The sequence below is a fragment of the Salmonella enterica subsp. arizonae genome (assembly GCF_008692845.1).
GTDB lineage: Bacteria > Pseudomonadota > Gammaproteobacteria > Enterobacterales > Enterobacteriaceae > Salmonella > Salmonella arizonae.
Map to the genome: position 1 here is coordinate 692370 of NZ_VXJW01000001.1, position 22569 is coordinate 714938.

At 52.3% G+C, this 22569-nt stretch carries 25 protein-coding genes; 11 read left to right on the plus strand and 14 right to left on the minus strand.

What is annotated here, in order from left to right:
- Positions 1-15: 15 nt before the first annotated feature.
- Positions 16-735 carry a fatty acid metabolism transcriptional regulator FadR gene (gene fadR, locus F4V61_RS03580; RefSeq protein WP_000234828.1) on the minus strand — a complete coding sequence of 240 codons (720 nt, stop codon included), beginning with the start codon at positions 733-735 and terminating at the stop codon, positions 16-18.
- A gap of 219 nt (positions 736-954) precedes the next feature.
- Here fadR and nhaB point away from each other — a divergent pair, with 219 nt between their 5' ends.
- From nhaB to F4V61_RS03595, 3 genes are all read left to right on the plus strand, one after another.
- The gene (nhaB, locus tag F4V61_RS03585) at positions 955-2499 is read left to right on the plus strand and encodes a Na(+)/H(+) antiporter NhaB (protein WP_000406432.1); all 1545 of its coding nucleotides are present in this window, start codon (positions 955-957) and stop codon (positions 2497-2499) included.
- Positions 2500-2641: 142 nt separating this feature from the next.
- Positions 2642-3172 (plus strand): disulfide bond formation protein DsbB, encoded by a 531-nt coding sequence (gene dsbB / locus F4V61_RS03590; protein WP_058345196.1) that lies wholly within the window; start codon positions 2642-2644, stop codon positions 3170-3172.
- A 108-nt stretch (positions 3173-3280) separates the two neighbouring features.
- Entirely contained in the window at positions 3281-3622 is a 342-nt protein-coding gene (locus F4V61_RS03595; RefSeq protein WP_058345195.1) for a DUF1971 domain-containing protein, read from the plus strand.
- A gap of 75 nt (positions 3623-3697) precedes the next feature.
- Here the strand turns inward: F4V61_RS03595 and F4V61_RS03600 are convergent, their stop codons facing one another.
- The 5 genes from F4V61_RS03600 to F4V61_RS03620 form a co-directional block, all read right to left on the minus strand.
- A complete protein-coding gene (locus F4V61_RS03600; protein WP_001083585.1) occupies positions 3698-3871 on the minus strand; it encodes a GnsA/GnsB family addiction module toxin in 174 nt (57 codons plus the stop codon).
- A gap of 210 nt (positions 3872-4081) precedes the next feature.
- Complete coding sequence (locus F4V61_RS03605) at positions 4082-4219, minus strand: hypothetical protein (protein WP_012210082.1); 138 nt, start codon at positions 4217-4219, stop codon at positions 4082-4084.
- A 350-nt stretch (positions 4220-4569) separates the two neighbouring features.
- Positions 4570-5016 carry a YcgN family cysteine cluster protein gene (locus tag F4V61_RS03610; RefSeq protein ID WP_001280222.1) on the minus strand — a complete coding sequence of 149 codons (447 nt, stop codon included), beginning with the start codon at positions 5014-5016 and terminating at the stop codon, positions 4570-4572.
- A 92-nt stretch (positions 5017-5108) separates the two neighbouring features.
- Entirely contained in the window at positions 5109-5768 is a 660-nt protein-coding gene (locus tag F4V61_RS03615) for a fumarylacetoacetate hydrolase family protein (protein ID WP_024131858.1), read from the minus strand.
- A gap of 65 nt (positions 5769-5833) precedes the next feature.
- Positions 5834-6127, minus strand: coding sequence for a YcgL domain-containing protein (locus F4V61_RS03620; RefSeq protein WP_000458762.1), 294 nt, complete (start codon positions 6125-6127; stop codon positions 5834-5836).
- A 125-nt stretch (positions 6128-6252) separates the two neighbouring features.
- Between F4V61_RS03620 and minC the strand changes: the two genes are divergently transcribed.
- The 3 genes from minC to minE are packed head-to-tail and all read left to right on the plus strand — an operon-like array spanning position 6253 to position 8066.
- Complete coding sequence (gene minC / locus F4V61_RS03625) at positions 6253-6960, plus strand: septum site-determining protein MinC (RefSeq protein ID WP_024131857.1); 708 nt, start codon at positions 6253-6255, stop codon at positions 6958-6960.
- A 23-nt stretch (positions 6961-6983) separates the two neighbouring features.
- Entirely contained in the window at positions 6984-7796 is an 813-nt protein-coding gene (gene minD, locus F4V61_RS03630) for a septum site-determining protein MinD (protein ID WP_000101049.1), read from the plus strand.
- Between the two features lie 3 nt (positions 7797-7799).
- On the plus strand, positions 7800-8066 hold the full coding sequence (minE, locus tag F4V61_RS03635; protein ID WP_001185666.1) for a cell division topological specificity factor MinE: 267 nt from the start codon (positions 7800-7802) through the stop codon (positions 8064-8066).
- 120 nt (positions 8067-8186) lie between these two features.
- On the opposite strand, the gene rnd is transcribed toward minE, so the two are convergent.
- The 5 genes from rnd to F4V61_RS03660 form a co-directional block, all read right to left on the minus strand.
- Complete coding sequence (gene rnd, locus F4V61_RS03640; RefSeq protein ID WP_024131856.1) at positions 8187-9314, minus strand: ribonuclease D; 1128 nt, start codon at positions 9312-9314, stop codon at positions 8187-8189.
- Between the two features lie 72 nt (positions 9315-9386).
- A complete protein-coding gene (gene fadD, locus F4V61_RS03645) occupies positions 9387-11072 on the minus strand; it encodes a long-chain-fatty-acid--CoA ligase FadD (protein WP_038397763.1) in 1686 nt (561 codons plus the stop codon).
- Positions 11073-11276: 204 nt separating this feature from the next.
- Entirely contained in the window at positions 11277-11858 is a 582-nt protein-coding gene (locus F4V61_RS03650; protein WP_000290588.1) for a Slp family lipoprotein, read from the minus strand.
- Positions 11859-11929: 71 nt separating this feature from the next.
- Positions 11930-12625 (minus strand): tRNA (adenosine(37)-N6)-threonylcarbamoyltransferase complex dimerization subunit type 1 TsaB, encoded by a 696-nt coding sequence (tsaB, locus tag F4V61_RS03655; protein WP_001221010.1) that lies wholly within the window; start codon positions 12623-12625, stop codon positions 11930-11932.
- Between the two features lie 57 nt (positions 12626-12682).
- Positions 12683-14593, minus strand: a complete 1911-nt coding sequence (locus F4V61_RS03660) for an ATP-dependent DNA helicase (protein WP_079781124.1) — start codon at positions 14591-14593, stop codon at positions 12683-12685.
- Between the two features lie 130 nt (positions 14594-14723).
- Here F4V61_RS03660 and F4V61_RS03665 point away from each other — a divergent pair, with 130 nt between their 5' ends.
- Complete coding sequence (locus tag F4V61_RS03665; protein WP_000158031.1) at positions 14724-15068, plus strand: RidA family protein; 345 nt, start codon at positions 14724-14726, stop codon at positions 15066-15068.
- Positions 15069-15073: 5 nt separating this feature from the next.
- On the opposite strand, the gene F4V61_RS03670 is transcribed toward F4V61_RS03665, so the two are convergent.
- Positions 15074-15253 (minus strand): YoaH family protein, encoded by a 180-nt coding sequence (locus F4V61_RS03670; RefSeq protein ID WP_000457328.1) that lies wholly within the window; start codon positions 15251-15253, stop codon positions 15074-15076.
- Between the two features lie 80 nt (positions 15254-15333).
- On the opposite strand from F4V61_RS03670, the gene pabB reads away from it, so the two are divergent.
- The 4 genes from pabB to F4V61_RS03690 all read left to right on the plus strand — a co-directional run bounded on the left by pabB (position 15334) and on the right by F4V61_RS03690 (position 20647).
- Positions 15334-16698 carry an aminodeoxychorismate synthase component 1 gene (gene pabB / locus F4V61_RS03675; RefSeq protein WP_080161185.1) on the plus strand — a complete coding sequence of 455 codons (1365 nt, stop codon included), beginning with the start codon at positions 15334-15336 and terminating at the stop codon, positions 16696-16698.
- Positions 16699-16701: 3 nt separating this feature from the next.
- Complete coding sequence (locus tag F4V61_RS03680) at positions 16702-17280, plus strand: CoA pyrophosphatase (RefSeq protein ID WP_000381533.1); 579 nt, start codon at positions 16702-16704, stop codon at positions 17278-17280.
- Positions 17281-17534: 254 nt separating this feature from the next.
- A complete protein-coding gene (sdaA, locus tag F4V61_RS03685; protein WP_080161186.1) occupies positions 17535-18899 on the plus strand; it encodes an L-serine ammonia-lyase in 1365 nt (454 codons plus the stop codon).
- 149 nt (positions 18900-19048) lie between these two features.
- Entirely contained in the window at positions 19049-20647 is a 1599-nt protein-coding gene (locus F4V61_RS03690; protein ID WP_080161187.1) for an EAL domain-containing protein, read from the plus strand.
- A gap of 29 nt (positions 20648-20676) precedes the next feature.
- Here the strand turns inward: F4V61_RS03690 and yoaE are convergent, their stop codons facing one another.
- Both yoaE and F4V61_RS22745 read right to left on the minus strand, forming a co-directional pair.
- Positions 20677-22236, minus strand: coding sequence for a CNNM family cation transport protein YoaE (gene yoaE, locus F4V61_RS03695; protein ID WP_079799121.1), 1560 nt, complete (start codon positions 22234-22236; stop codon positions 20677-20679).
- Positions 22224-22556, minus strand: coding sequence for a protein YoaL (locus F4V61_RS22745; RefSeq protein ID WP_416378263.1), 333 nt, complete (start codon positions 22554-22556; stop codon positions 22224-22226). Before F4V61_RS22745 ends, yoaE begins: the two co-directional genes overlap by 13 nt.
- Positions 22557-22569 lie beyond the last annotated feature (13 nt).

The window sequence follows — 22569 nt, forward strand, 5'->3', positions numbered from 1 at the left end:
CCGGGCGTCCCTGAATTATCGCCCCTGAATGGCTAAATCGCCGGGCAGATTCTTCTGCATCCGATGCCAAATCTCGCCGCTATCATGCCCGTAACGCCGTACCGTTTCATACACCTGGTCGTGCGCGCCCTGCTCGCATAACGACGATAATTTATGGTAAAAGCCCAATGCCAGGCTGCGCGCTTCCGGATTAGCGAAATAGTGGCGGCCAATGCGGGTGTATAACCCTTTCATGCCGTTCAGGATCAAGCCGTAAATAGGGTTTCCGGAGGCGAATGCCAGGCCACGAAAGATGTTATAGTCCAGCTCGGCGAATGCGTCGGCATGATCGGCCACTTCGTGCGCAGTGGCCAGCACTTCCTGCGCTTTATCCGGGTGTTGACGCAACGCGGTACGAATAAAAATAGTGGAAATATTGGTACGCACCGACAACAAATTATCAATCAGTTGCGGAACGCTTTCATGGTCAAGACGGGCCAGCGTTTCAAGGATATTCAGCCCTGACGTTTCCCAAAAATTATTGACCTTTGTCGGTTTGCCATGCTGAATGGTCAGCCAGCCATCGCGCGCCAGTCGCTGTAACACCTCGCGTAATGTAGTGCGCGTCACGCCAATCAGTTCGGAGAGTTCTCGTTCTGCCGGTAAGATCGTGCCGGGAGGAAAGCGGTTATTCCAGATACTTTCAATAATATACTCTTCCGCGAAACCCGCCGGGCTCTGCGCCTTAATGACCATAGTGAGATTTCCATTACACAGCAAAACATAGTTACACTCATCATACCAGACGGGCGTATCGCCTGATAGCGGACGCGATGAAGAAAAAGGGGATCAAGACACCATTTCTGATATCGTCTGCCAATATCGTTTAGGGCTTGCTTGCCTTCGCCGCGCTCGCTACTCTCTGTGTTTACACATAAAAACGCTATTTTATTTTTTTAGGTAAGGGAAACTTTCATGGAGATCTCCTGGGGTCGCGCCATGTGGCGCAACTTTTTAGGCCAGTCGCCTGACTGGTACAAACTGGCACTACTTGTCTTTTTAATTATTAACCCATTAACTTTCTTCACTAACTCCTTTGTTGCCGGTTGGCTGTTGGTGGCAGAGTTTATCTTCACCCTGGCGATGGCGTTAAAGTGTTACCCCCTGCTGCCCGGCGGGTTACTGGCCATTGAGGCGGTCGTCATCGGCATGACCAGCGCCGCCCATGTGCGTGAAGAGGTTGCCGCCAACCTGGAAGTCTTGCTGCTGCTGATGTTTATGGTGGCGGGCATATACTTTATGAAGCAGTTACTGTTGTTTATTTTTACCCGTCTGTTACTCAGTATCCGTTCGAAGATGGTTTTGTCGCTGGCCTTTTGCGTCGCAGCCGCGTTCTTGTCGGCTTTCCTCGATGCGCTTACCGTCGTCGCAGTGGTGATCAGCGTCGCAGTCGGTTTTTACGGGATTTACCATCGTGTGGCCTCATCGCGAGGCGAAGAGAACGATATGCTGGACGACAGTCATATCGATCAGCATTACAAAACTGTGCTGGAACAATTCCGCGGATTCTTGCGCAGTCTGATGATGCATGCGGGCGTAGGTACGGCGCTGGGCGGCGTCATGACTATGGTCGGGGAGCCGCAAAACCTGATCATCGCTAAAGCGGCTGGCTGGCATTTCGGCGACTTCTTTTTGCGTATGTCGCCTGTTACCGTCCCGGTACTGGTATGTGGGCTGTTAACCTGTATGCTGGTCGAGAAGATGCGCTGGTTTGGTTATGGCGAAACGCTGCCGGAAAAAGTCCGCAACGTCTTGCAACAATTTGACGACCAAAGCCGTAAGCAGCGCACCCGCCAGGATAAAATTAAGCTAATAGTCCAGGCGATTATTGGCGTCTGGCTGGTTACCGCACTCGCCCTTCATCTCGCGGAGGTGGGTCTGATTGGTCTGTCGGTGATCATTCTGGCCACCGCGTTAACGGGTGTAACCGATGAGCACGCCATCGGCAAAGCATTTACCGAGTCGCTGCCTTTCACTGCGCTGTTAACCGTTTTCTTCTCAATTGTGGCGGTCATTATCGATCAACATCTTTTCGCGCCGATTATTCAGTTCGTTTTGCAAGCTTCCGAACACGCGCAGCTAACGCTGTTCTATCTCTTTAACGGTCTGTTGTCTTCCATCTCGGATAACGTCTTTGTCGGTACTATTTATATCAACGAAGCGAAAGCGGCAATGGAAAACGGCGCCATCAGCTTAAAGCAGTTTGAGCTGTTAGCCGTGGCAATCAATACCGGTACGAACCTGCCATCAGTAGCGACACCAAATGGTCAGGCGGCATTCTTATTCCTGCTGACCTCCGCGCTGGCGCCGTTAATCCGTCTCTCCTATGGCCGCATGGTCTGGATGGCGTTACCGTACACTATCATTTTGACGCTGGTAGGGTTACTGTGCGTCGAATTCACTCTTGCGCCGGTCAACGAATGGATGACTCAGGCAGGATGGTTGGCAACGCTTTCGTAATGTTTGAGCGGACAATTCACCGCCCGGTTTCGCTTTTTTGCCTGATAATTATCCAATTACACATTATTTCATTTCCCGCTAGTGGCGCACGAATTGAATTGGTTTACACTGCGATCTCTATGCATGTTGCAGGGAAATTATTATGTTACGATTTTTAAACCAGTGCTCACGGGGTCGGGGAGCATGGTTACTGATGGCGTTAACCGCCTTTGCGCTGGAAATGGTAGCTCTGTGGTTCCAGCATGTTATGTTGCTTAAACCTTGCGTGCTGTGTATTTACGAACGTTGCGCCCTGTTTGGCGTGATGGGCGCAGGTCTGGTAGGCGCAATAGCGCCGAAAACGCCGCTGCGATACGTAGCGATGGTTATCTGGTTTTACAGCGCCTGGCGGGGTCTACAACTGGCGTATGAACATACGATGATTCAGTTACACCCGTCGCCGTTCATGACCTGTGACTTTGTGGCGCGTTTTCCAGACTGGTTGCCGCTGGGTAAATGGCTGCCGCAGGTGTTTGTGGCATCCGGCGATTGCGCAGAGCGCCAGTGGTCGTTTTTAACACTGGAGATGCCGCAATGGCTGCTGGGGATCTTTGCCGCCTATCTTGTGGTGGCGATAGCCGTAGTCATAGCCCAGGCGTTTAAGCCTAAAAAACGCGACCTGTTCGGTCGTTGATACGCACGCTCCTTCGGGAGCGTTTTTTTTGCCTGATGTGTTGTTTGCCAGCCATTTAAAGGTGTATATTAAATACATATTTTTTTAGCCACACCAAGGAGATGTCTTATGTCCCACTTACGCATCCCGGCAAACTGGAAGGTTAAACGCTCCACGCCCTTTTTCACCAAAGAGAATGTCCCGGCGGCATTACTTTCTCATCACAACACGGCGGCAGGCGTTTTCGGACAACTTTGCGTGATGGAAGGCACCGTGACCTACTATGGCTTTGCAAATGAAACCGCGACAGAACCAGCAGTGAAAGTGGTAATTAATGCCGGGCAATTCGCCACCAGCCCGCCGCAATACTGGCATCGGGTAGAACTTAGCGATGATGCGCGCTTCAACATTCACTTTTGGGTTGAGGAAGGCCATCAGAACGAAGAGATGTATCATCAGAAAAAAGCCTGATATATATCTGTAACCCAATCACCACCGGGCGACGTCCCGCCCGGTAGCCAGGTGGTCAATGGCGCGGATTAATCGCTAGAGTAGTTTAATTTTAACGTTGTATCCCTCAAGCCCTTTCATCGTTTCTCGCGGCGCGAACTCTATTTCGGAAACTTCTTGCCCGGTTTTCTTCCGTACTTCGGCGACCTTTTTCGTAATGAGTGCCGCGATTTCTTCTTCTGCTTTACGTGTCAACTCTTCGCTGTTCATTAATTTCCTCCTTTGAACTCGCAAACGGTTAAGCGCAAATAAGACAGTGTCGTTATGACGCGCTACTATTTTAAGGTACAAAAATTATAGGCTATCTTTCTGAGAGTTATCAGGATGTTTCACTGCGGGTGAAGCAAAAAAACCGCCTGGCATAGACTGCCCACTAAAGTCAGGCGGCTGCATCAGGCGGTTGGTTAGTAGCACAGGACGCTATCTACGAGGATTTTCAACCTCATTCTGGGTATCCGAATCGAGAGGATCGTCTCCCTCTGGCGTGTCCGGAATATTATCACCAGGAAGCGGTTCATCCTCTGGTAATGGATCGACTAAATCAGGACGTTCAGACATAAAGCCTCCAACTAACCATAGTTATTTAAGATACCCTACATCACTACTTTTGGTTTTTGTTTGGATTTTTTCCTTCGTCTTCGGGTGTCTTATCAGGCTTCCTGGGCTGATCCTTCGAAACGCGCGACAGTTGGTTATTCATAGGTAACTCCTCAGGATAGGCAGCGATATACTGCTTTGAAAGTATAGAGTCGCCGCCATAGGCGCGCGAGCGCAGCGACAAGGAGCGTCAGGGGCAAAGAGAAGGCGGTGATCACGCCAGATGACGGAATTTGCAGGTAATTCCAGTTTTCAGGGACCGCCAGGCGTAAGTTAAAGAATTGTAAACACTCAGCCGTTTTGCTGAAGACTCAATCCGCCCATGACGGTTTGTTTAAAATATGATCCTGCCAGTCCCGCACTTCAGATTCGTTTACCGCGATATGACGGACAGAAATTCGCTCGCCATGCATAGCGGCTTTCGATCCAGTGAGCAGCGGATGCCATGCCGGTAAGGGCTTGCCTTCGGCTAACAAACGGTAGGCGCAGGTCATCGGCAACCATGCAAAGTCAAACAGGTTTTCGCGAGTAAGTTTGATACAGTCTGGTTCAAATTCAAAACGGCGCTCATAATGACGGCACTGGCACGTTTTGATATTTAACTGCCTGCAAGCCACGTTGGTGAAGTAGATTTCATCCGTATCTTCATCCATCAGCTTATGCAGACAGCACTGGCCGCAGCCATCGCACAGCGACTCCCACTCGGCATCGGTCATTTCATCCAGGGTTTTACGTTGCCAGAAAGGTATATCGCTCATTGAAGTTTCCGCCATTGCATTAAAACTGCACCTTATAACCAGTCTGGCCTGCAGATGCAAGTTTTACCGCCTCTGAAGGCGGTAAGCAGATTTTACAGAACGCGGGTAGACAACATTTCGCCATTAAAACGAATGTCCAGCTCATCGCCGCTCAGTAATGGCCCCACGCCTGCCGGCGTGCCGGTTAGCACCACGTCCCCTGCTTTGAGCGTAAAATAGCGGCTCATATAGGCGATAAGGGGCACAATAGGATGAATCATATCTGCGGTCGACCCTTGCTGGCGAACCTCGCCATTAACGTTAAGTCCGATAACCGTATTTTGCGGATCGCCGCAGAAGGCCGCGACAGGGATAAAGCCTGAAATCGGACATGCGTTATCAAAACCTTTGGCTTTTTCCCAGGGCTGTCCGGCCTTTTTCATTTTTCCCTGAATATCGCGCAAAGTTAAATCAAGCGCCACGCCATAACCGGCTATCGCTTTGCGCACATGCTCTTCAGTCGCCTGGCGGAGCGTTGCGCTAATCAGCACGGCAAGCTCAACTTCATGATGAACAGCGCCCATGTCCGCCGGGATCGCCAGCGGCTGGCGGATATCACACAATGCGGTCTCCGGCTTGATAAAAAGCACGGGTTCCTCCGGCGTCGCACTGCCCATCTCCTTGATGTGATTTGCGTAATTACTGCCCACGCAGACCACTTTACTTACCGGGTAATCAAGCAGGGCACCTTGCCAGTTGCGATGTTGATACATATTTTCCCCTAAGGTCATCATGAAATTCAGGCGCAGCGTCATGTCGACGCGAAGCCGAATAGCGTTTAACGGTCAGCGTGCGACGTATTTTGTCCCACTGTAGAAAGATGTTGTTTCAACAAATCTTCCGGCGGCGGCGGCAATTGTAAATAATAGCCCTGCTCTCTTAACGCCTGTTTTACTTTTTCTAGCTCGGCATTGACTAATTTTTTACGCCCATCAAGCGGCAGAATCATCGCTAATTGCGGCTGACCGAATCCTTTCATCAACGCTTCAGGCACCCGTGAAAAATCGTCTTTTTTTTCGACATACAAATAGGTTTGATCGCGCTTGCTACTTCGATAGATCACACAAAACATACTTTTACTCTGAATTAACGGGATGGTGACTTGCCTCAATATAATACTGACTATAACATGCCTTCTGGACTTCGGAATATCACTCCGTATCGGAGATGATAAATAGCAAATTGAGTAAGGCCAGGATGTCAAACACGCCAATCGAGCTTAAAGGCAGTAGCTTCACCTTATCAGTGGTTCATATGCATGAAGCGGAACCAGAGGTTATTCGTCAGGCGTTAGAAGACAAAATTGCGCAGGCGCCTGCGTTTTTAAAACACGCCCCTGTCGTTATTAACGTTAGCGGTCTTGAAAACCCGGTAAACTGGCCGGAATTGCATAAGATCGTGACGTCAACTGGCTTACGCATTATCGGCGTGAGCGGTTGTAAAGACGCCAGCCTGAAAGCAGAAATCGATCGGATGGGTCTTCCTTTACTGACTGAAGGTAAAGAGAAAGCGGTTCGACCTGCGCCCGTTGAGTCGGCAACGCCCAGCGAGCCGCCGCAAAACGCTAATCCCATCACAAAAACGCGATTAATTGATGTTCCGGTTCGTTCCGGTCAGCGCATTTATGCTCCACAATGTGATCTGATTGTTACAAGTCACGTAAGCGCTGGCGCAGAGCTTATCGCTGACGGCAATATCCATGTCTATGGCATGATGAGAGGTCGCGCGCTGGCAGGGGCGAGCGGCGATCGGGAAGCGCAAATTTTTTGTACCCATCTGACGGCAGAACTGGTCTCTATCGCAGGTGTTTACTGGCTGAGTGATAAAATCCCGGCAGAATTTTATGGCAAAGCGGCGCGCCTGCGTTTAGCAGACAACGCTTTGACAGTTCAACCGTTGAATTGATCCCTTTTTAACAAGGAATTTTTATGGCACGCATTATTGTTGTTACTTCGGGTAAAGGGGGCGTTGGCAAGACCACCTCCAGCGCGGCCATCGCTACAGGTTTGGCCCAGAAGGGAAAGAAAACTGTCGTCATTGATTTTGATATCGGACTGCGTAACCTCGATCTGATTATGGGGTGCGAACGTCGTGTCGTTTACGATTTTGTAAACGTCATTCAGGGCGATGCGACACTGAACCAGGCGCTGATCAAAGATAAGCGTACTGAAAATCTCTTCATACTTCCGGCTTCGCAGACCCGGGATAAAGATGCGCTGACGCGCGAAGGCGTTGCTAAGGTGCTTGACTCACTGAGAGCGATGGACTTTGAGTTCATCGTTTGCGACTCGCCGGCAGGTATCGAAACCGGGGCGCTGATGGCGCTCTATTTTGCCGATGAGGCGATCATTACGACCAACCCGGAAGTCTCTTCTGTCCGTGATTCGGACCGTATTCTGGGTATTCTGGCATCGAAATCTCGTCGCGCAGAAAATGGCGAAGAACCGATTAAAGAACATCTTCTGTTGACGCGCTACAATCCAGGCCGCGTAAATAAAGGCGACATGCTCAGCATGGAAGATGTACTGGAGATTCTGCGTATTAAACTTGTCGGGGTGATCCCGGAAGATCAATCCGTACTGCGCGCATCTAACCAGGGCGAACCGGTGATTCTTGACGCCACTGCTGATGCGGGTAAAGCCTATGCAGATACCGTAGATCGTCTGTTGGGAGAAGAACGTCCTTTCCGCTTCGTTGAAGAAGAGAAGAAAGGTTTCCTCAAACGCCTGTTCGGAGGATAAATTATGGCATTACTGGATTTTTTTCTCTCGCGGAAAAAGAGTACCGCTAATATTGCTAAAGAGCGGCTGCAAATCATTGTCGCGGAACGTCGCCGTAGCGATGCCGAACCGCATTATTTACCGCAATTACGGAAAGATATACTTGAGGTTATTTGTAAATACGTACAAATCGATCCGGAAATGGTTACCGTCCAGCTTGAGCAAAAAGATGGCGATATCTCCATCCTTGAACTTAACGTAACGCTGCCGGAAGCTGAAGAGTCAAAATAAGTTCTTTTATGGGAAAATTCCTGGATTAAAAAGGCAGAAGAATCTGCCTTTTTTATTTTTTTGCGTTGCTCAGGACACGGACATTTATTTAACCCGCCATTTTCCCGGCAATTACCGTTGTTAACGCGGGTACTCCTGCAACAGAAGAGCTAACTTTTCCGCCATCAGTTCGGCGCGCCAGCCGGAAACTAATTCCGGTTGCCCGTTTTGCGGCTTTAATTTCCAGTGCCAGTTAAGCAACTGATTAATCTGCCGACGCGATGCCAGTAGCTCGCCACTTACGTGATGCGCCGCGCTCACCTCGGCCACCAGCGCTTTGATTGCCTTAAACGCTTTGCGATAACCCGGCATGTCCAGCAGATTCAACAGCGGTTCAGGCAACGCCTCTTCCGGCAGCGCCTGGGCTTTCGCCACTAGCGATATCAGGGTCTTGCCGTGAAAACGAATCTCGCTGCCGGAAAGTCCCAGACTATCCAGCTCGCCGAGACTGCCCGGCATATAACGCGCGACCGCCCACAGATTTTCCTCACGCACAACGAAGTTTACCGCCATATCGCGCTCACGCGCCTTACGCAGCCGCCAGTCGGCTAAAAGTTGCAGGCAGGCTAACTGACGGGTACGTAGCTGCCAGGCATTAGTGATATCCCGCCATGCTTCTTCCGGCGCCTGAATCTCCTGACGACGCTGCTGCATCAACCGGCACTCATCAAGCGCGGCTGGCAGCCATCCTGCGGCTTCGGTTTCAATCATCAGTTTTTTGGCGATCGGTAACAGATACCAGACATCCGCCGCCGCATATTCACACTGGCGCTCACTCAAAGGTCGAGCTAACCAGTCGGTACGAGACTCGCTTTTATCCAGCGCCACGCCCGTATATTCTTCTACCATCGACGCAAAACCCCACGACAGCGGACGCCCGCAAAACGCCGCCAGAATTTGCGTATCAATCAGGGGTTCCGGCAGTTCGCCAAACGCATTAAGAAACACTTCCAGATCTTCGCTGCCCGCGTGAAGAAATTTGGTGATTCCTGTATCGCGTAGTACCGCTTTTAACGGCGACCAGTCGGTAATGCCGAGCGGATCGATCAGGGCGACATCAGCCCCGTCAAATAACTGGATCAATCCTAACTGCGGGTAATAAGTGCGGGTACGGACAAATTCAGTATCTAAAGCAATCGCCGGACATGCGCGGACAGCCTCACACAGGCTTGCCAGCGCATCGTCCGTTTCAATCATTTGGTAATTCAAATCGTGTTCTCTTTGGTTCGCGCCAAAAAAAACGCCGGCTTAACCGGCGTCTCTCGTTAGCTGACTTAACGCTCAGGCTTTATTGTCTACTTTGCCACGGGCTTCGTCACGCAGTTCTCGTCGTAAAATTTTCCCAACGTTAGATTTTGGCAATTCCTCGCGAAACTCCACCTGTTTGGGCACTTTATATCCGGTCAGATGGCGACGGCAGAAGGTGATCAACGCCTCGTCAGTCAATGCGGGATCTTTCTTAACCACAAAAAGCTTCACCGCTTCGCCGCTACTACCGGAAGGCACGCCAACCGCCGCCACCTCCTGCACGCCAGAATGTTGCATCACCACATCTTCAATTTCGTTTGGATAGACGTTGAAACCTGAAACCAGAATCATATCTTTCTTACGATCGACAATCCGCAGAAAGCCTTCCTCATCCATAACCGCAATATCGCCCGTATGCAGCCAGCCATCTTTAATGATATCATCCGTCGCGTCAGGACGCTGCCAGTATCCCAGCATAACCTGCGGGCCTTTCACGCAAAGCTCTCCAGCCTCACCCGGCGCGACGTCATTATCATCGTCATCCACCAGTTTGGCTTCTGTTGACGGTACCGGCAGGCCGATACTGCCGCTGTGATAATCAATATCATGCGGGTTGACGCTCACCAGCGGGGCGCACTCGGTCAGCCCATACCCTTCCAGCAGGTATTGCCCGGTCAGTTTTACCCAACGTTCCGCAACGGCGTTTTGCACCGGCATCCCGCCGCCGGCTGACAGATGCAGCGAAGAAAAATCCAGCTGCTGAAACTCTTTATTATTGAGCAAGGCGTTGAATAGCGTATTAACGCCAGTCATCGCCGTAAATGGATATTTTGCCAGCTCCTTGACCAGGCCGGGGATATCACGCGGATTGGTAATCAGCAGGTTTTGCCCGCCCAGCTCGATAAAAAGCAGGCAGTTCATGGTTAAGGCAAAAATGTGATACAGCGGCAGCGCGGTCACCACCAGCTCTTTCCCTTGGTGAAGCAACGGCCCATAGGTCGCTTTCACCTGCTCCAGATTCGCCAGCATATTGCGGTGGGTCAGCATCGCGCCTTTCGCCACCCCCGTCGTACCGCCGGTATATTGCAGAAAAGCCAGATCTTCGGCGACAACCTCCGGTTTTACGTACTGCATACGATAACCATGCTGTAACGCGCTGCGAAACGAGATCGCGTCTGGCAAATGGTATTTCGGCACCAGACGCTTGATGTATTTCACGACAAAGTTAACAACTGTACCTTTGGCAGTAGAAAGCTGGTCGCCCATCCGCGTCAGAATAACGTGCTGTACCGACGTTTTTTCGACCACTTTTTCCAGCGTATGGGCAAAGTTAGAAACAATAACGATTGCCGCCGCGCCGCTATCGTTAAGCTGATGCTCAAGTTCGCGCGGCGTATAAAGTGGGTTAACATTCACCACAATCATGCCAGCGCGTAAAATACCAAATAACGCGACGGGATACTGCAACAGATTTGGCATCATCAGCGCAACACGATCGCCTTTTTTTAGCCCCAGCCCTTGTTGTAAATAAGCCGCAAATGCCCGGCTACGTTCTTCCAATTTACGGAAGGTCATCACCTCCCCCATATTGACGAACGCAGGCTGATCGGCATAGCGCGTCGCCGCATGTTCAAACAGTTCAACCAGGGATTGATAACGGTCAGGGTTGATCTCCGCCGGAACATCAGCGGGATAACGGTTAAGCCAAACCTTCTTCAATGCATCACCTCTAAAATGAGTGTTCGTCGTCATCACAACCCCAGTCAATAAACAATTCGTTAACATTATATTAACTCAGCGTACCAGTTTATTAATTATGCAACTGAAAGGTTGCGAAGCGCGTCACTATTTATTTTTATTATGTCTCTATGAATGCAGAAACAGCGGACCAGCCGCTGTTTCTTTTACTGATAAAACAAAAAGTTACTCTGTTACTATCGTTTGAACCTCTGCGGGTCCAGGGTTATACCATCCCCAACCGCCATAGCCATAAGGCCAGGCGCGTCCGCCGTAAAACCACGGATCAATCGGCTGTGGAGGCATGACGACCTGCTGAACAAGATGCCAGCGTTTGTAGCCGGTAGCCTGCATCAGCATAAATTTATACGGCGTATTGCCGATTTTACCATCAACCGTTCCGGTTATCGGGCCGACAACGGTAACTAGCTGACCACGGAAGTCTACCGGGTCCAGAAAACCGTTCACATCCGCAAAAATTCTGCCGCGCGAGGCTTCGCCCAGCACAGGACGCGCGCCGCTGTCGAGCGGTACGGTAGCGATTTCAAGCCGGGTTTTTCCCTGCTGATTTTGTACTGCCACGACTTTGCCGCCGAAACGCGCCTCTTGCCCAATATAGAGTTGCGGCGCATTCATGACACGCACCAAATCCTGTTGTGGCGTCGGACTCGAACCTTTAATAGCATCCGGAATAGTCGCGCAACCGCTCAGCATAAGCGCAAAAGCGCACGCCAGCGCCCCTTTTATTAACCGTTTTTGAACCGCCATGATGCGACTCCTTTTTTTGACGTCTTATTCCACCCTACAGCATAAAGTATGAGGGGTAATAATAGTGAGAGTCATTCTTTGCCGGGAAGTTTCTTCCACGCCACTTCGTTACGCAAATAAACCGGCTCGGCATGTTCCACGGCAACGGTCTCCCCTGCCGCCAGTTTCTGGCTGGCGATGGGCAACATATCTTCAGCCGCCGGGAGCGACACCTCCCCATCGTAAAGCGACAGACCGCAACCCTGCGCCAGATCGGGCCATGCGGACCAGCCCGTTCCTACCGTCGCCCACTGACCGGATAGTTGTTCCAACCGCTCACCGACCTGTTCCGGTTTCAGTACCGCTTCCGTCTCTTCGCCCAGCCAGACGCCCTGCGCATTGCGCTGGTATTCCGCCCAGTACACTTCGCCCATGCGCGCGTCAATTGCGGCGAGTACGCGGGTCGCGCCGGTTTTACGCCACGCGCCCTGAGCCATCGTGGCAAGCGTCGAAACACCGATCATCGGCAGATTTGCCCCTAGCGCCAGCCCTTGCGCAATACCAATGCCAATACGAACGCCGGTAAAGCTGCCTGGGCCGCGCCCAAACGCCAGCGCATCTATCTCATTGAGCAATGCGCCGCTGGCGGCCAGAATCTCCTGCACCATCGGCAGGATACGTTGAGTATGTTCTCGTGGACAAAGCTCAAAGTGAGCATTAATAGTACCGTTGTTCCACAGGGCGACAGAACAGGCCTCTGTGGCGGTATCGATAGCCAGAATTCGCATGGGGTTTCGTGCTTAGATCAATAAAATAGCGCGCATCTTACCATACTCCGTAACAAATTACCCGGCAGATGGAATCGAGAGAAAGCGAACCGCACGGGCGATATCACGCGTGCGCGGCGCAGGCGGCAGGCTGGCGAGAAACGTGGCGCCATAGGGCCGCATCACCAGCCGGTTATCACAAATGACTAACACCCCACGATCGTCCGCATCGCGAATCAGCCGCCCCACGCCCTGCTTCAGCGTAATCACCGCATCGGGCAACTGAACCTCGTCAAACGGATCGCCGCCGCGCAGACGACAGTCTTCCATTCGCGCTTTTAACAGCGGATCATCCGGGGAGGTAAACGGCAATTTGTCGATAATTACCAAAGATAAGGTATCGCCGCGCACGTCCACCCCTTCCCAGAAGCTACTGGTGGCGACGAGCAGCGCGTTGCCCGCGCTAACAAACTGCTGCAACAGTTGTCCTTTACTGGTTTCCCCTTGTAACAATACCGGCAGCGTCATAGTGGCGCGAAACTGCTCCGCCAGATCGCGCATCATGGCATGCGAGGTGCATAGCATAAAACATCGCCCGTTATTGGCTTCGATAATCGGCCTTAGCATCGCCGCCAACTGTCGCGCCGCGCCGGGCTGGTTGGTTTGCGGCAGGTTACGCGGTACGCAGAGTAACGCCTGGCGCGTATAGTCGAATGGACTGGGTAGCAGCATAGACTCTGACTGTTCAATCCCCAGACGCGCCGTAAAATGGCGGAGATCATCATTCACCGACAGCGTGGCTGAGGTAAAAATCCAGCTACCGGGCTTCTGCTCCATCACCTCTTTGAATTTGTCCGCCACGGTGAGCGGCGTCAGCGCCAGGGTGAAGTGGCGCGAGGTGCACTCATACCAGTAGCTGTATCCCGGCTGATTGATCTCTTTTAAGCGTTTCAGCCGTGAACGGTACAGCGTGGCGCGTTCAAAAGCCGCATCCAGCAGCGCCGAACGGCCCAGCGACAGTTTTGCCACGTCGTAACAAAGCTCCAGCGTATCATCCAGCAGTAAAAATGCCCGTTGGATACGTGGGTCGGCTAACAGTTCACGCAAATTTCCCCGGTAGCCGGGCTCCCCCAGTTGCAGACGAAAATCCTGCGCGCTCTGGGCAAGGCGATCGGCGCATTTTTGCAACTGTTGGGTGTCTTTCAGTTCCGTCCGGTAGGCGATGGTGATGTCTTTTGCTAAATCCAGTAACTGACGGCTGGAGAGCGATTGTCCGAAATACTGACTGGCAATGTCAGGCAATTGGTGGGCTTCATCGAAGATCATCACTTCGGCCTGAGGGATAAGTTCGCCAAATCCACTCTCTTTAACCACCATATCCGCAAGAAAAAGATGGTGGTTAACAATCACCACATCCGCATCCATCGCCTTTTTACGCGCTTTTACCACAAAGCACTCTTTGTAGAGCGGACAATCGCCGCCAAGGCAGTTGTCGTTGGTACTGGTGACCAGCGGCCAGGCCTGGGAATCCTCCGCTACGCTGACGCAGGTGCTGATATCGCCATCCAGCGTCTGGTTGGACCAGGAACGCAGTAATATCACGTCGCTTAACGTTTGTACCGGTAAATCGCCGCCCGCCAGCGCTTGTTGTTCCAGCCTCTCCAGACAGAGATAGTTTGAACGTCCTTTCAACAGGGCCGTCTTACCGGTAAACGCCAACGCTTTTGCTACCGTCGGCAGATCGCGGCTGTAGAGTTGATCCTGCAACGCTTTCGACCCGGTTGAAATAATGACTTTTTTCCCGGCGCGCAACGCCGGAGCGAGGTAAGCATAGGTCTTCCCGGTTCCGGTGCCAGCTTCAACAACCAGAGGCTGCGCATTTTCAATCGCTTGTGTCACGGCAACCGCCATTTGTCGCTGTGGTTCGCGCGGTTTAAAACCGGTTATCGCTTGGGCCAGTTGGCCATCTGCTGCAAAATCGTCCGTCACACTGCCCCCTGTTAATTTGCACAGGGATTATGTCAGGGTGAAGAGGCTTACGCCAGTTGCAGAGGTGACTGCGGCGCCACATTATGGCAGTCTTGCGCCATTCAAATGGAAAACAAATGAGGAATAAATAATGACTATCGTGCGTATTGATGCCGAAGATCGTTGGTCAGACGTGGTGATCCACAATAATACCCTTTGGTATACCGGCGTGCCGGAAAACCTGGACGCCGATGCTTTCGGGCAAACGGCTAATACTCTGGCGCAGATTGATGCGGTGCTGGAAAAACAGGGCTCCAGTAAGTCACGTATTCTGGATGCCACTATTTTTCTGAGCGATAAAGCGGATTTTGCCGCCATGAATAAGGCGTGGGATGCGTGGGTCGTCGCAGGCCATGCGCCGGTACGCTGTACCGTACAGGCCGGGTTGATGAATCCAAAATATAAAGTTGAGATTAAGATTGTCGCGGCGGTATAAGCCGGTTATTCATCTTCATCCTCAAAACGCGCCACTATCCGCTCGCCGGTATGGTTGGCGCGAAGTTCGCCCGCCACCTGAGCAATCGCCTCCCCGCTGCTCATACCCTGCGACATCAATTCCTGGATACGTTCTACGGCTTTTTGCTGTTGTTCATGACTGAGTGAAGGTAAACCTGCAAACATGATTAACTCCTGCTAAATTGTTAGCGCTAATTATTTCACGCTACCTGGCGGTAAGCCAGTAGTGTTGTAACGAGTCAGGAATGATGAAGACGTTATCTCCCACTGTTATCACCTTACCTTGGCGTCCGGACGCCGCCGAACACTATTTTGCGCCCGTAAATCATTTGCCCTGGGCGATGCTGCTGCATTCCGGTAATGCCATTCATCCGTATAATCGTTTTGATATTCTGGTCGCCGATCCTGTCACAATGCTGACCACGCGCGCGCAGGAAACCACAGTTTGTACTGCGGGCGCGACCACCGTCACTCTCGACGATCCGTTACGGGTTTTGCAAACACAACTGGAGAAACTGCCTTTTCATCCTCGGCCCGATCCTGACTTACCCTTTCAGGGGGGCGCGCTGGGTCTGTTTGGTTACGATCTGGGGCGGCGTTTCGAAACTCTGCCCGATACTGCCGCGCACGATATCGCTGTACCAGATATGGCGATTGGCATTTACGACTGGGCGCTGATTGTCGATCACCAAAAACAGGTGGTATCGCTGATAAGCTATCACGATGCCGACGCCCGATATCGCTGGCTCACCCGCCAGCGCGCGCCAACCCGGACGCCTTTTACGCTTACCTCGGCCTGGCAATCCAATATGACGCGTTGCGAGTACGGCGAAAGGTTTCGTCAGGTACAGGCCTGGCTGCACAGCGGCGACTGCTATCAGGTCAACCTTTCCCAGCGTTTTCAGGCGGGCTACGAGGGTGATGAGTGGCAGGCTTTCGAACGCCTTAACCGTGCAAATCGCGCCCCGTTTAGCGCCTTTCTTCGTCTGCATGATGGCGTCATATTGAGTCTTTCTCCCGAGCGTTTTATCCAACTGGAAAACGGCCATATCCAGACGCGCCCGATCAAAGGTACGCTGCCACGACTTAACGATCCGCAGGCGGATCGCCAGCAAGCGCAAAAACTGGCTAACTCAACGAAAGATCGCGCCGAAAATTTAATGATCGTCGATTTGATGCGTAACGACATTGGCCGGGTCGCCGTACCGGGCTCGGTGAAGGTGCCGGAACTGTTCGTCGTCGAACCATTTCCTGGCGTTCACCATCTGGTCAGCACCATTACCGCCCGCTTACCGGACTCGCTTCATGCCACCGACCTGCTGCGCGCCGCCTTTCCCGGCGGCTCCATTACCGGCGCGCCTAAAGTACGGGCAATGGAAATTATCGACGAGCTGGAGCCGCAGCGACGCAACGCCTGGTGCGGCAGCATTGGTTATCTGAGTTTCTGCGGCAACATGGATACCAGTATTACCATCCGCACCGTCACAGCGACGCAGGGCCAACTCTACTGCTCAGCCGGAGGCGGTATCGTGGCCGATAGCAAGGAAGAAGCGGAATATCAGGAAACCTTTGATAAAGTTAATCGTATCCTGCACCCACTGGAGAATTAATACGTGGATACCAGCCGTCTGACGCTTGATCATTTCTTATCGCGCTTTCAGCTTTTGCGCCCGCAGATTACTCATGAAACGTTAAATCAACGTCAGGCCGCCGTACTGATCCCTGTGGTTCGCCGCCCCCAGCCGGGGCTACTCTTAACCCAGCGCGCTGTTCATTTGCGCAAACACGCCGGACAGGTCGCCTTTCCCGGCGGCGCTGTGGACAGTTCTGATGCTTCGCTTATCGCCGCCGCGCTTCGCGAAGCGCAGGAGGAAGTCGCCATCCCGCCGGAGGCCGTGGAAGTGATTGGCGTTTTACCGCCGATAGACAGCGTGACCGGTTTTCAGGTAACGCCAGTGGTCGGCATTATTCCGTCAGACCTCCCTTGGCGCGCAAGTGAAGACGAAGTATCTGCGGTCTTTGAAATGCCGCTGGCGCAAGCGTTGCATCTGGGTCGATATCATCCGATCGATGTTTACCGTCGCGGTAATTCGCACCGCGTATGGCTCTCCTGGTATGAACATTATTTCGTCTGGGGCATGACCGCTAGCATCATTCGTGAGTTGGCGCTGCAAATCGGCGTGAAGCCCTGACTATACACCACATCATTCCATTCGGCTAAGCGAACCCAGCCAACCAGATACCTCCTGAAGGTTGACGTGTATATACTTAACTTTACGCGCGCAAGACACGACTTGAGATTACTGTCGCAATATTAGTAAAAACGCGGTTATTCATTAGTTTAATTCATGTGAATAGTTAAGCTGATGCCAGCGTTCCCTCTTACACTATGCGCAGTTATAACATCGTAACCGGAAGCCCCGGTTGCCCTGTCAGGAGTATTATCGTGATTAGCCTATTCGACATGTTTAAGGTAGGGATTGGTCCCTCCTCTTCCCACACTGTTGGCCCGATGAAGGCCGGTAAACAGTTCGTCGATGACCTGGTCGAAAAAGGATTACTGGATAACGTTACCCGCGTCGCTGTCGATGTCTACGGCTCGCTGTCGCTGACGGGGAAAGGTCACCATACCGATATCGCCATTATTATGGGTCTGGCGGGTAATGAACCCGCTACCGTGGATATTGATAGTATCCCCGGTTTTATTCGTGACGTCGAAACGCGCGAGCGTCTGTTACTGGCCCAGGGACGTCACGAAGTCGATTTCCCGAAAGATGACGGAATGAGTTTTCACAACGGCAATTTGCCGCTGCATGAAAACGGGATGCAGATCCACGCCTGGCATAACGACACGGTCATTTATAGCCAGACGTACTATTCCATCGGCGGCGGCTTTATCGTTGATGAAGCGCATTTCGGCCAGGAAGCGACGAATGAGGTTACTGTACCTTATCCGTTTAAATCGGCGAAAGAAATGCTGGAGTATTGCAGCAGTACCGGCCTTTCACTCTCCGGCATGGTGATGCAAAACGAACTGGCGCTGCATAGCAAGAAAGAGATTGAAGAGTATTTCGGTCACGTCTGGCAGACCATGCAGGCCTGTATTGATCGCGGTATGAATACCGAAGGCGTGCTGCCAGGGCCGCTGCGCGTACCGCGTCGCGCCTCTGCGCTGCGTCGTATGCTGGTTTCCAGCGATAAGCTTTCCAACGATCCGATGAACGTCATTGACTGGGTGAACATGTTTGCTCTGGCGGTGAACGAAGAGAACGCGGCGGGCGGCCGCGTCGTGACGGCGCCCACCAACGGCGCATGTGGCATCGTTCCTGCGGTACTGGCTTACTACGACCATTTTATTGAGTCTGTCAGTCCGGATATTTACACACGCTACTTCCTGGCGGCAGGCGCTATTGGCGCACTGTATAAGATGAACGCGTCTATTTCCGGCGCGGAGGTCGGCTGTCAGGGCGAAGTCGGCGTCGCCTGTTCGATGGCAGCAGCAGGCCTTGCTGAACTGCTGGGCGCCAGCCCGGAACAGGTTTGCGTTGCCGCTGAAATCGGCATGGAGCATAACCTGGGACTGACCTGCGACCCGGTTGCCGGCCAGGTTCAGGTGCCGTGTATTGAGCGTAACGCCATTGCCTCGGTTAAAGCGATCAACGCAGCGCGTATGGCTATGCGTCGAACCAGCGCGCCGCGCGTCTCATTGGATAAAGTCATCGAAACGATGTACGAGACCGGAAAAGATATGAACGCAAAATACCGTGAAACTTCGCGCGGCGGGCTTGCCATTAAAGTCCAGTGTGATTAAACGCCATTTCTTGCGTTAATTCCCTCCCTTCGCCCATCTGCTACGGATGGGCGAAATTTTTTGCCTCTTGCTCGTCGACTCCACGTTTCCCCACTACACTTGCTGTGTCGCGGTTGGCTTTTGTCGCCAACGCTTATTGGGCGGCCTGCATGCAAACAGCACAACGGATCATTAATCATTATCGCCGTAATCGTTTCATTGTTTGCACGATTTGTGCACTGACCACGCTCATTCTTACGTTGAGCATCCGATTTATTTCGGAGCGGAACTTAAATCACCATCGCACGGTTGCGTTCGCCAGTCATGCCGTTGATGCGCTGGATAATGTTTTGCATCCCCTCCAGGTCGGACGAAACGTTCTGCTACCATTGCTTGAGCTTCCGTGCGCTACCGCGCATCTGCCGTTGCGGAAACAAGCCGCCCGCCTGCAAACCATTCGTTCTATCGGGCTGGTGAAAGAAGGCATTCTCTACTGCTCCAGCGTCTTTGGCGCCCGTAACATTCCCATCCGCCAGCTTCAGCCTGCTCTCCCCGCAGCCGGCGATCTATTGCTGCTTTCCACAGATCAATCGTTACTGAAGGGAAGTCCAATCCTCATTCAGTGGTATCCGGCTTCTGCCAATGGCCAGGATGGCGTGATGGAAATTGTGAATATCGACTTGCTGACGACCATGCTACTTGAGCCGCAGCAGCCGCAGATTACCAGCGCCAGTCTGACGGTTGGCAAACGGCACCTATTATATGGTCGGGGCGTGGTCGATAATCTTCCGGAATTAAAAAATGAAGAGCGTTACCAGCGCTCATCGCAGCACTTCCCTTTTACTATCAGCGTCACCGGGCCATCGGCAGGCAAACTGGCGTTTAAACATCTGCCGACGCAGTTACCGCTGGCCGTATTGCTGAGTCTGTTGATCGGTTATATCGCCTGGCTGGCGACAGCCAGTAGAATGAGCTTTTCCTGGGAGATTAATCTGGCTCTCGCCGAACGGGAGTTTGAGCTTTTTTGCCAGCCGTTGCTTAATGCCCGCACGCAGCAATGTACCGGCGTTGAGATTCTGTTACGCTGGAACAACCCGCGCCAGGGCTGGATCTCACCGGATGTTTTTATTCCTATCGCCGAAGAACATAACCTGATAGCCCCGCTCACCCGCTATGTGATTGCAGAAACCATTCGACAACGGCACTACCTCCCCATAAGTCACCAGTTTCATGTCGGCATCAATGTTGCGGCAAGCCATTTCCGACACGGCGTGCTCCTAAGGGATCTGAATCAGTACTGGTTTAGTGCGGAACCTGTTCAGCAACTGGTGCTGGAGCTCACGGAACGCGACGCGTTGCTTGACGTTGACTACCGCCTGATGCGCGAGCTGCATCGTAAAGGCGTGAAGTTAGCCATTGATGATTTTGGCACAGGAAACAGCTCGCTCTCCTGGCTGGAAAAGCTACGTCCGGATATTTTGAAAATTGATAAATCCTTTACCGCCGCCATCGGCACCGATGCGGTAAATTCCACCGTGACCGATATTATTATCGCGCTGGGACAAAGACTGAATATTGAACTGGTTGCGGAGGGCGTTGAAAACCAGGCGCAGGCACAATATTTGCGCCAGCACGGCGTTCAAATGTTGCAGGGATATCTCTATGCGAAGCCTATGCCAATTAGCGAATTCCCGCAGTGGCTGGCGGGCAGCCCTCCGCCGCCCGCCCGGCATAACGGACAAATTATGCCCGCTATGCCTCATCTATAGGCCAAAGCAATCCTCTGCATTAGAGGCTATTATTCCTCTTCGTCGTGAGCAGGCTGTTCTTTAACAATCCGAACCAGATCGACACGATAGTCATTAGCTTCGACAATGGTGATCCGCAGCGGCGGAACGTCAATGACGTCACCCACACGCGGAATATGACCTTTAGCGGCAATCACTAAGCCGGCGACCGTCGCAATATCGCCCTCTTCGTTCACCAGATGGTCAACGTCCAGCGCCTGCTGTAGCGCATGGAGATCAGTGCCGCCCTTCACTACCCACCCCCCGGCATCGGCAACGATTTCCGGCGTTTCATCGGCATCCGGGAATTCACCGGCAATCGCTTCCAGAACATCCAACGGCGTAACCAGCCCCTGTACCACGCCGAACTCGTTAGTGACGATAACAAAACTGCCGCGCGCGCGGCGCAGAACGCCTAGCAAATTGATAGGATCAAGCGTCTCCGGCACTACTATCGCCGGGGAAGACGCGGCGATAGCAGCAACATCCGCGCCCTCTTCCAGCGCTACCAGTAACTCTTTCGCCCGAACGATACCGATAATTTCATCCAGCTCACCCCGACATATCGGGAATAGACTATGCGGAGAAGAGAGCAACTGCTGACGGATTTCAGCTACGCTGAGATTCGCATCCACCCAACTAATTTCGCCTCTCGGCGTCATAATGCTGCGCAGGGAGCGCGACGCCAACGTCAGTACGCCGTTAATCATATAGCGTTCTTCTTCGGCGAAGGCGCCTTCCGGCACCGGCATCGCGGCCGGGCTATCCGTTTCATGCTGCGTATTCGCCTGGCGTTTACCGCCCATCAGACGCAGGATAGCGTCCGCAGTACGCGCGCGCAGCGGTAACGTGGACTGATGACGGATAAAGTTACGGCGCGCAATCTGGTTAAACACTTCAATAATGATTGAGAAACCAATCGCCGCGTACAGGTAGCCTTTCGGAATATGGAAACCAAACCCTTCCGCAACCAGACTCAAGCCGATCATCAGCAGGAAGCTCAGACAGAGCACCACCACCGTCGGATGCTGGTTGACAAAACGGGTCAGCGGTTTTGACGCCAGTAGCATCATCGCCATCGCAATCACTACCGCCGCCATCATCACCGGCAGATGGTTCACCATGCCTACCGCCGTAATCACGGCGTCCAGCGAGAAGACCGCATCCAGGATAACAATCTGCGTGACCACGACCCAGAAGCTCGCATAACCTTTACCGTGTCCGGCGTCATGTTCGCGGTTTTCCAGACGTTCATGCAGCTCGGTGGTTGCTTTAAACAGCAGGAATATCCCGCCTAGTAGCATAATTAAATCGCGACCGGAGAAGGTAAAATCCCAGACGGTAAAGAGCGGCTTTGTTAAAGTCACCATCCACGAAATAATCGACAGCAGCGCCAGACGCATAATCAGCGCCAGCGAGAGCCCGATCAGGCGCGCTTTGTCACGCTGCTTTGGCGGCAGTTTGTCGGCCAGGATCGCGATAAACACCAGGTTATCGATTCCCAGTACAATTTCCAGGACGACAAGCGTGAGTAAACCCGCCAAAATTGAGGGATCCATTAATAATTCCATGGCAATCTCCTGCTTAAGGAATGACTAAACGGTGCCCACAACATCTCAAAGGATGCAGGCGGTAACGCGATAAACAAAGTAAGATTATGGCAAGGTATGCCAGATTGACAGGCGCAAAAAGGCCAAAAAGTGAAATGACGTCGGTGACGATCCATACAACGGGCTGCTGCCCTATACCCCATTCTAATTAAACGGAAGCTAAACATAACAGAGGCAACTCTTTTTTGGCAAAGATTTACCTTCCTTTGCAAAGAGATGTAACCGGAATATTTTACACTTCGAAATTTCTCATTATCGAAAACAAAATTACGGATCTCCATCACACAAAATATT

Coding starts and splice junctions, on each gene's coding strand:
- F4V61_RS03600 (WP_001083585.1), bottom strand. CDS start 3,871: ATGAACAGCGAAGAGTTGACACGTAAAGCAGAAGAAGAAATCGCGGCA.
- F4V61_RS03650 (WP_000290588.1), bottom strand. CDS start 11,858: ATGGCGGTTCAAAAACGGTTAATAAAAGGGGCGCTGGCGTGCGCTTTT.
- F4V61_RS03665 (WP_000158031.1), top strand. CDS start 14,724: ATGACTATCGTGCGTATTGATGCCGAAGATCGTTGGTCAGACGTGGTG.
- yoaE (WP_079799121.1), bottom strand. CDS start 22,236: ATGGAATTATTAATGGATCCCTCAATTTTGGCGGGTTTACTCACGCTT.
- F4V61_RS03615 (WP_024131858.1), bottom strand. CDS start 5,768: ATGTATCAACATCGCAACTGGCAAGGTGCCCTGCTTGATTACCCGGTA.
- pabB (WP_080161185.1), top strand. CDS start 15,334: ATGATGAAGACGTTATCTCCCACTGTTATCACCTTACCTTGGCGTCCG.
- F4V61_RS03595 (WP_058345195.1), top strand. CDS start 3,281: ATGTCCCACTTACGCATCCCGGCAAACTGGAAGGTTAAACGCTCCACG.
- nhaB (WP_000406432.1), top strand. CDS start 955: ATGGAGATCTCCTGGGGTCGCGCCATGTGGCGCAACTTTTTAGGCCAG.
- F4V61_RS03605 (WP_012210082.1), bottom strand. CDS start 4,219: ATGTCTGAACGTCCTGATTTAGTCGATCCATTACCAGAGGATGAACCG.
- F4V61_RS22745 (WP_416378263.1), bottom strand. CDS start 22,556: ATGGAGATCCGTAATTTTGTTTTCGATAATGAGAAATTTCGAAGTGTA.
- F4V61_RS03610 (WP_001280222.1), bottom strand. CDS start 5,016: ATGAGCGATATACCTTTCTGGCAACGTAAAACCCTGGATGAAATGACC.
- tsaB (WP_001221010.1), bottom strand. CDS start 12,625: ATGCGAATTCTGGCTATCGATACCGCCACAGAGGCCTGTTCTGTCGCC.
- minD (WP_000101049.1), top strand. CDS start 6,984: ATGGCACGCATTATTGTTGTTACTTCGGGTAAAGGGGGCGTTGGCAAG.
- dsbB (WP_058345196.1), top strand. CDS start 2,642: ATGTTACGATTTTTAAACCAGTGCTCACGGGGTCGGGGAGCATGGTTA.
- fadR (WP_000234828.1), bottom strand. CDS start 735: ATGGTCATTAAGGCGCAGAGCCCGGCGGGTTTCGCGGAAGAGTATATT.
- F4V61_RS03620 (WP_000458762.1), bottom strand. CDS start 6,127: ATGTTTTGTGTGATCTATCGAAGTAGCAAGCGCGATCAAACCTATTTG.
- minE (WP_001185666.1), top strand. CDS start 7,800: ATGGCATTACTGGATTTTTTTCTCTCGCGGAAAAAGAGTACCGCTAAT.
- minC (WP_024131857.1), top strand. CDS start 6,253: ATGTCAAACACGCCAATCGAGCTTAAAGGCAGTAGCTTCACCTTATCA.
- F4V61_RS03690 (WP_080161187.1), top strand. CDS start 19,049: ATGCAAACAGCACAACGGATCATTAATCATTATCGCCGTAATCGTTTC.
- F4V61_RS03670 (WP_000457328.1), bottom strand. CDS start 15,253: ATGTTTGCAGGTTTACCTTCACTCAGTCATGAACAACAGCAAAAAGCC.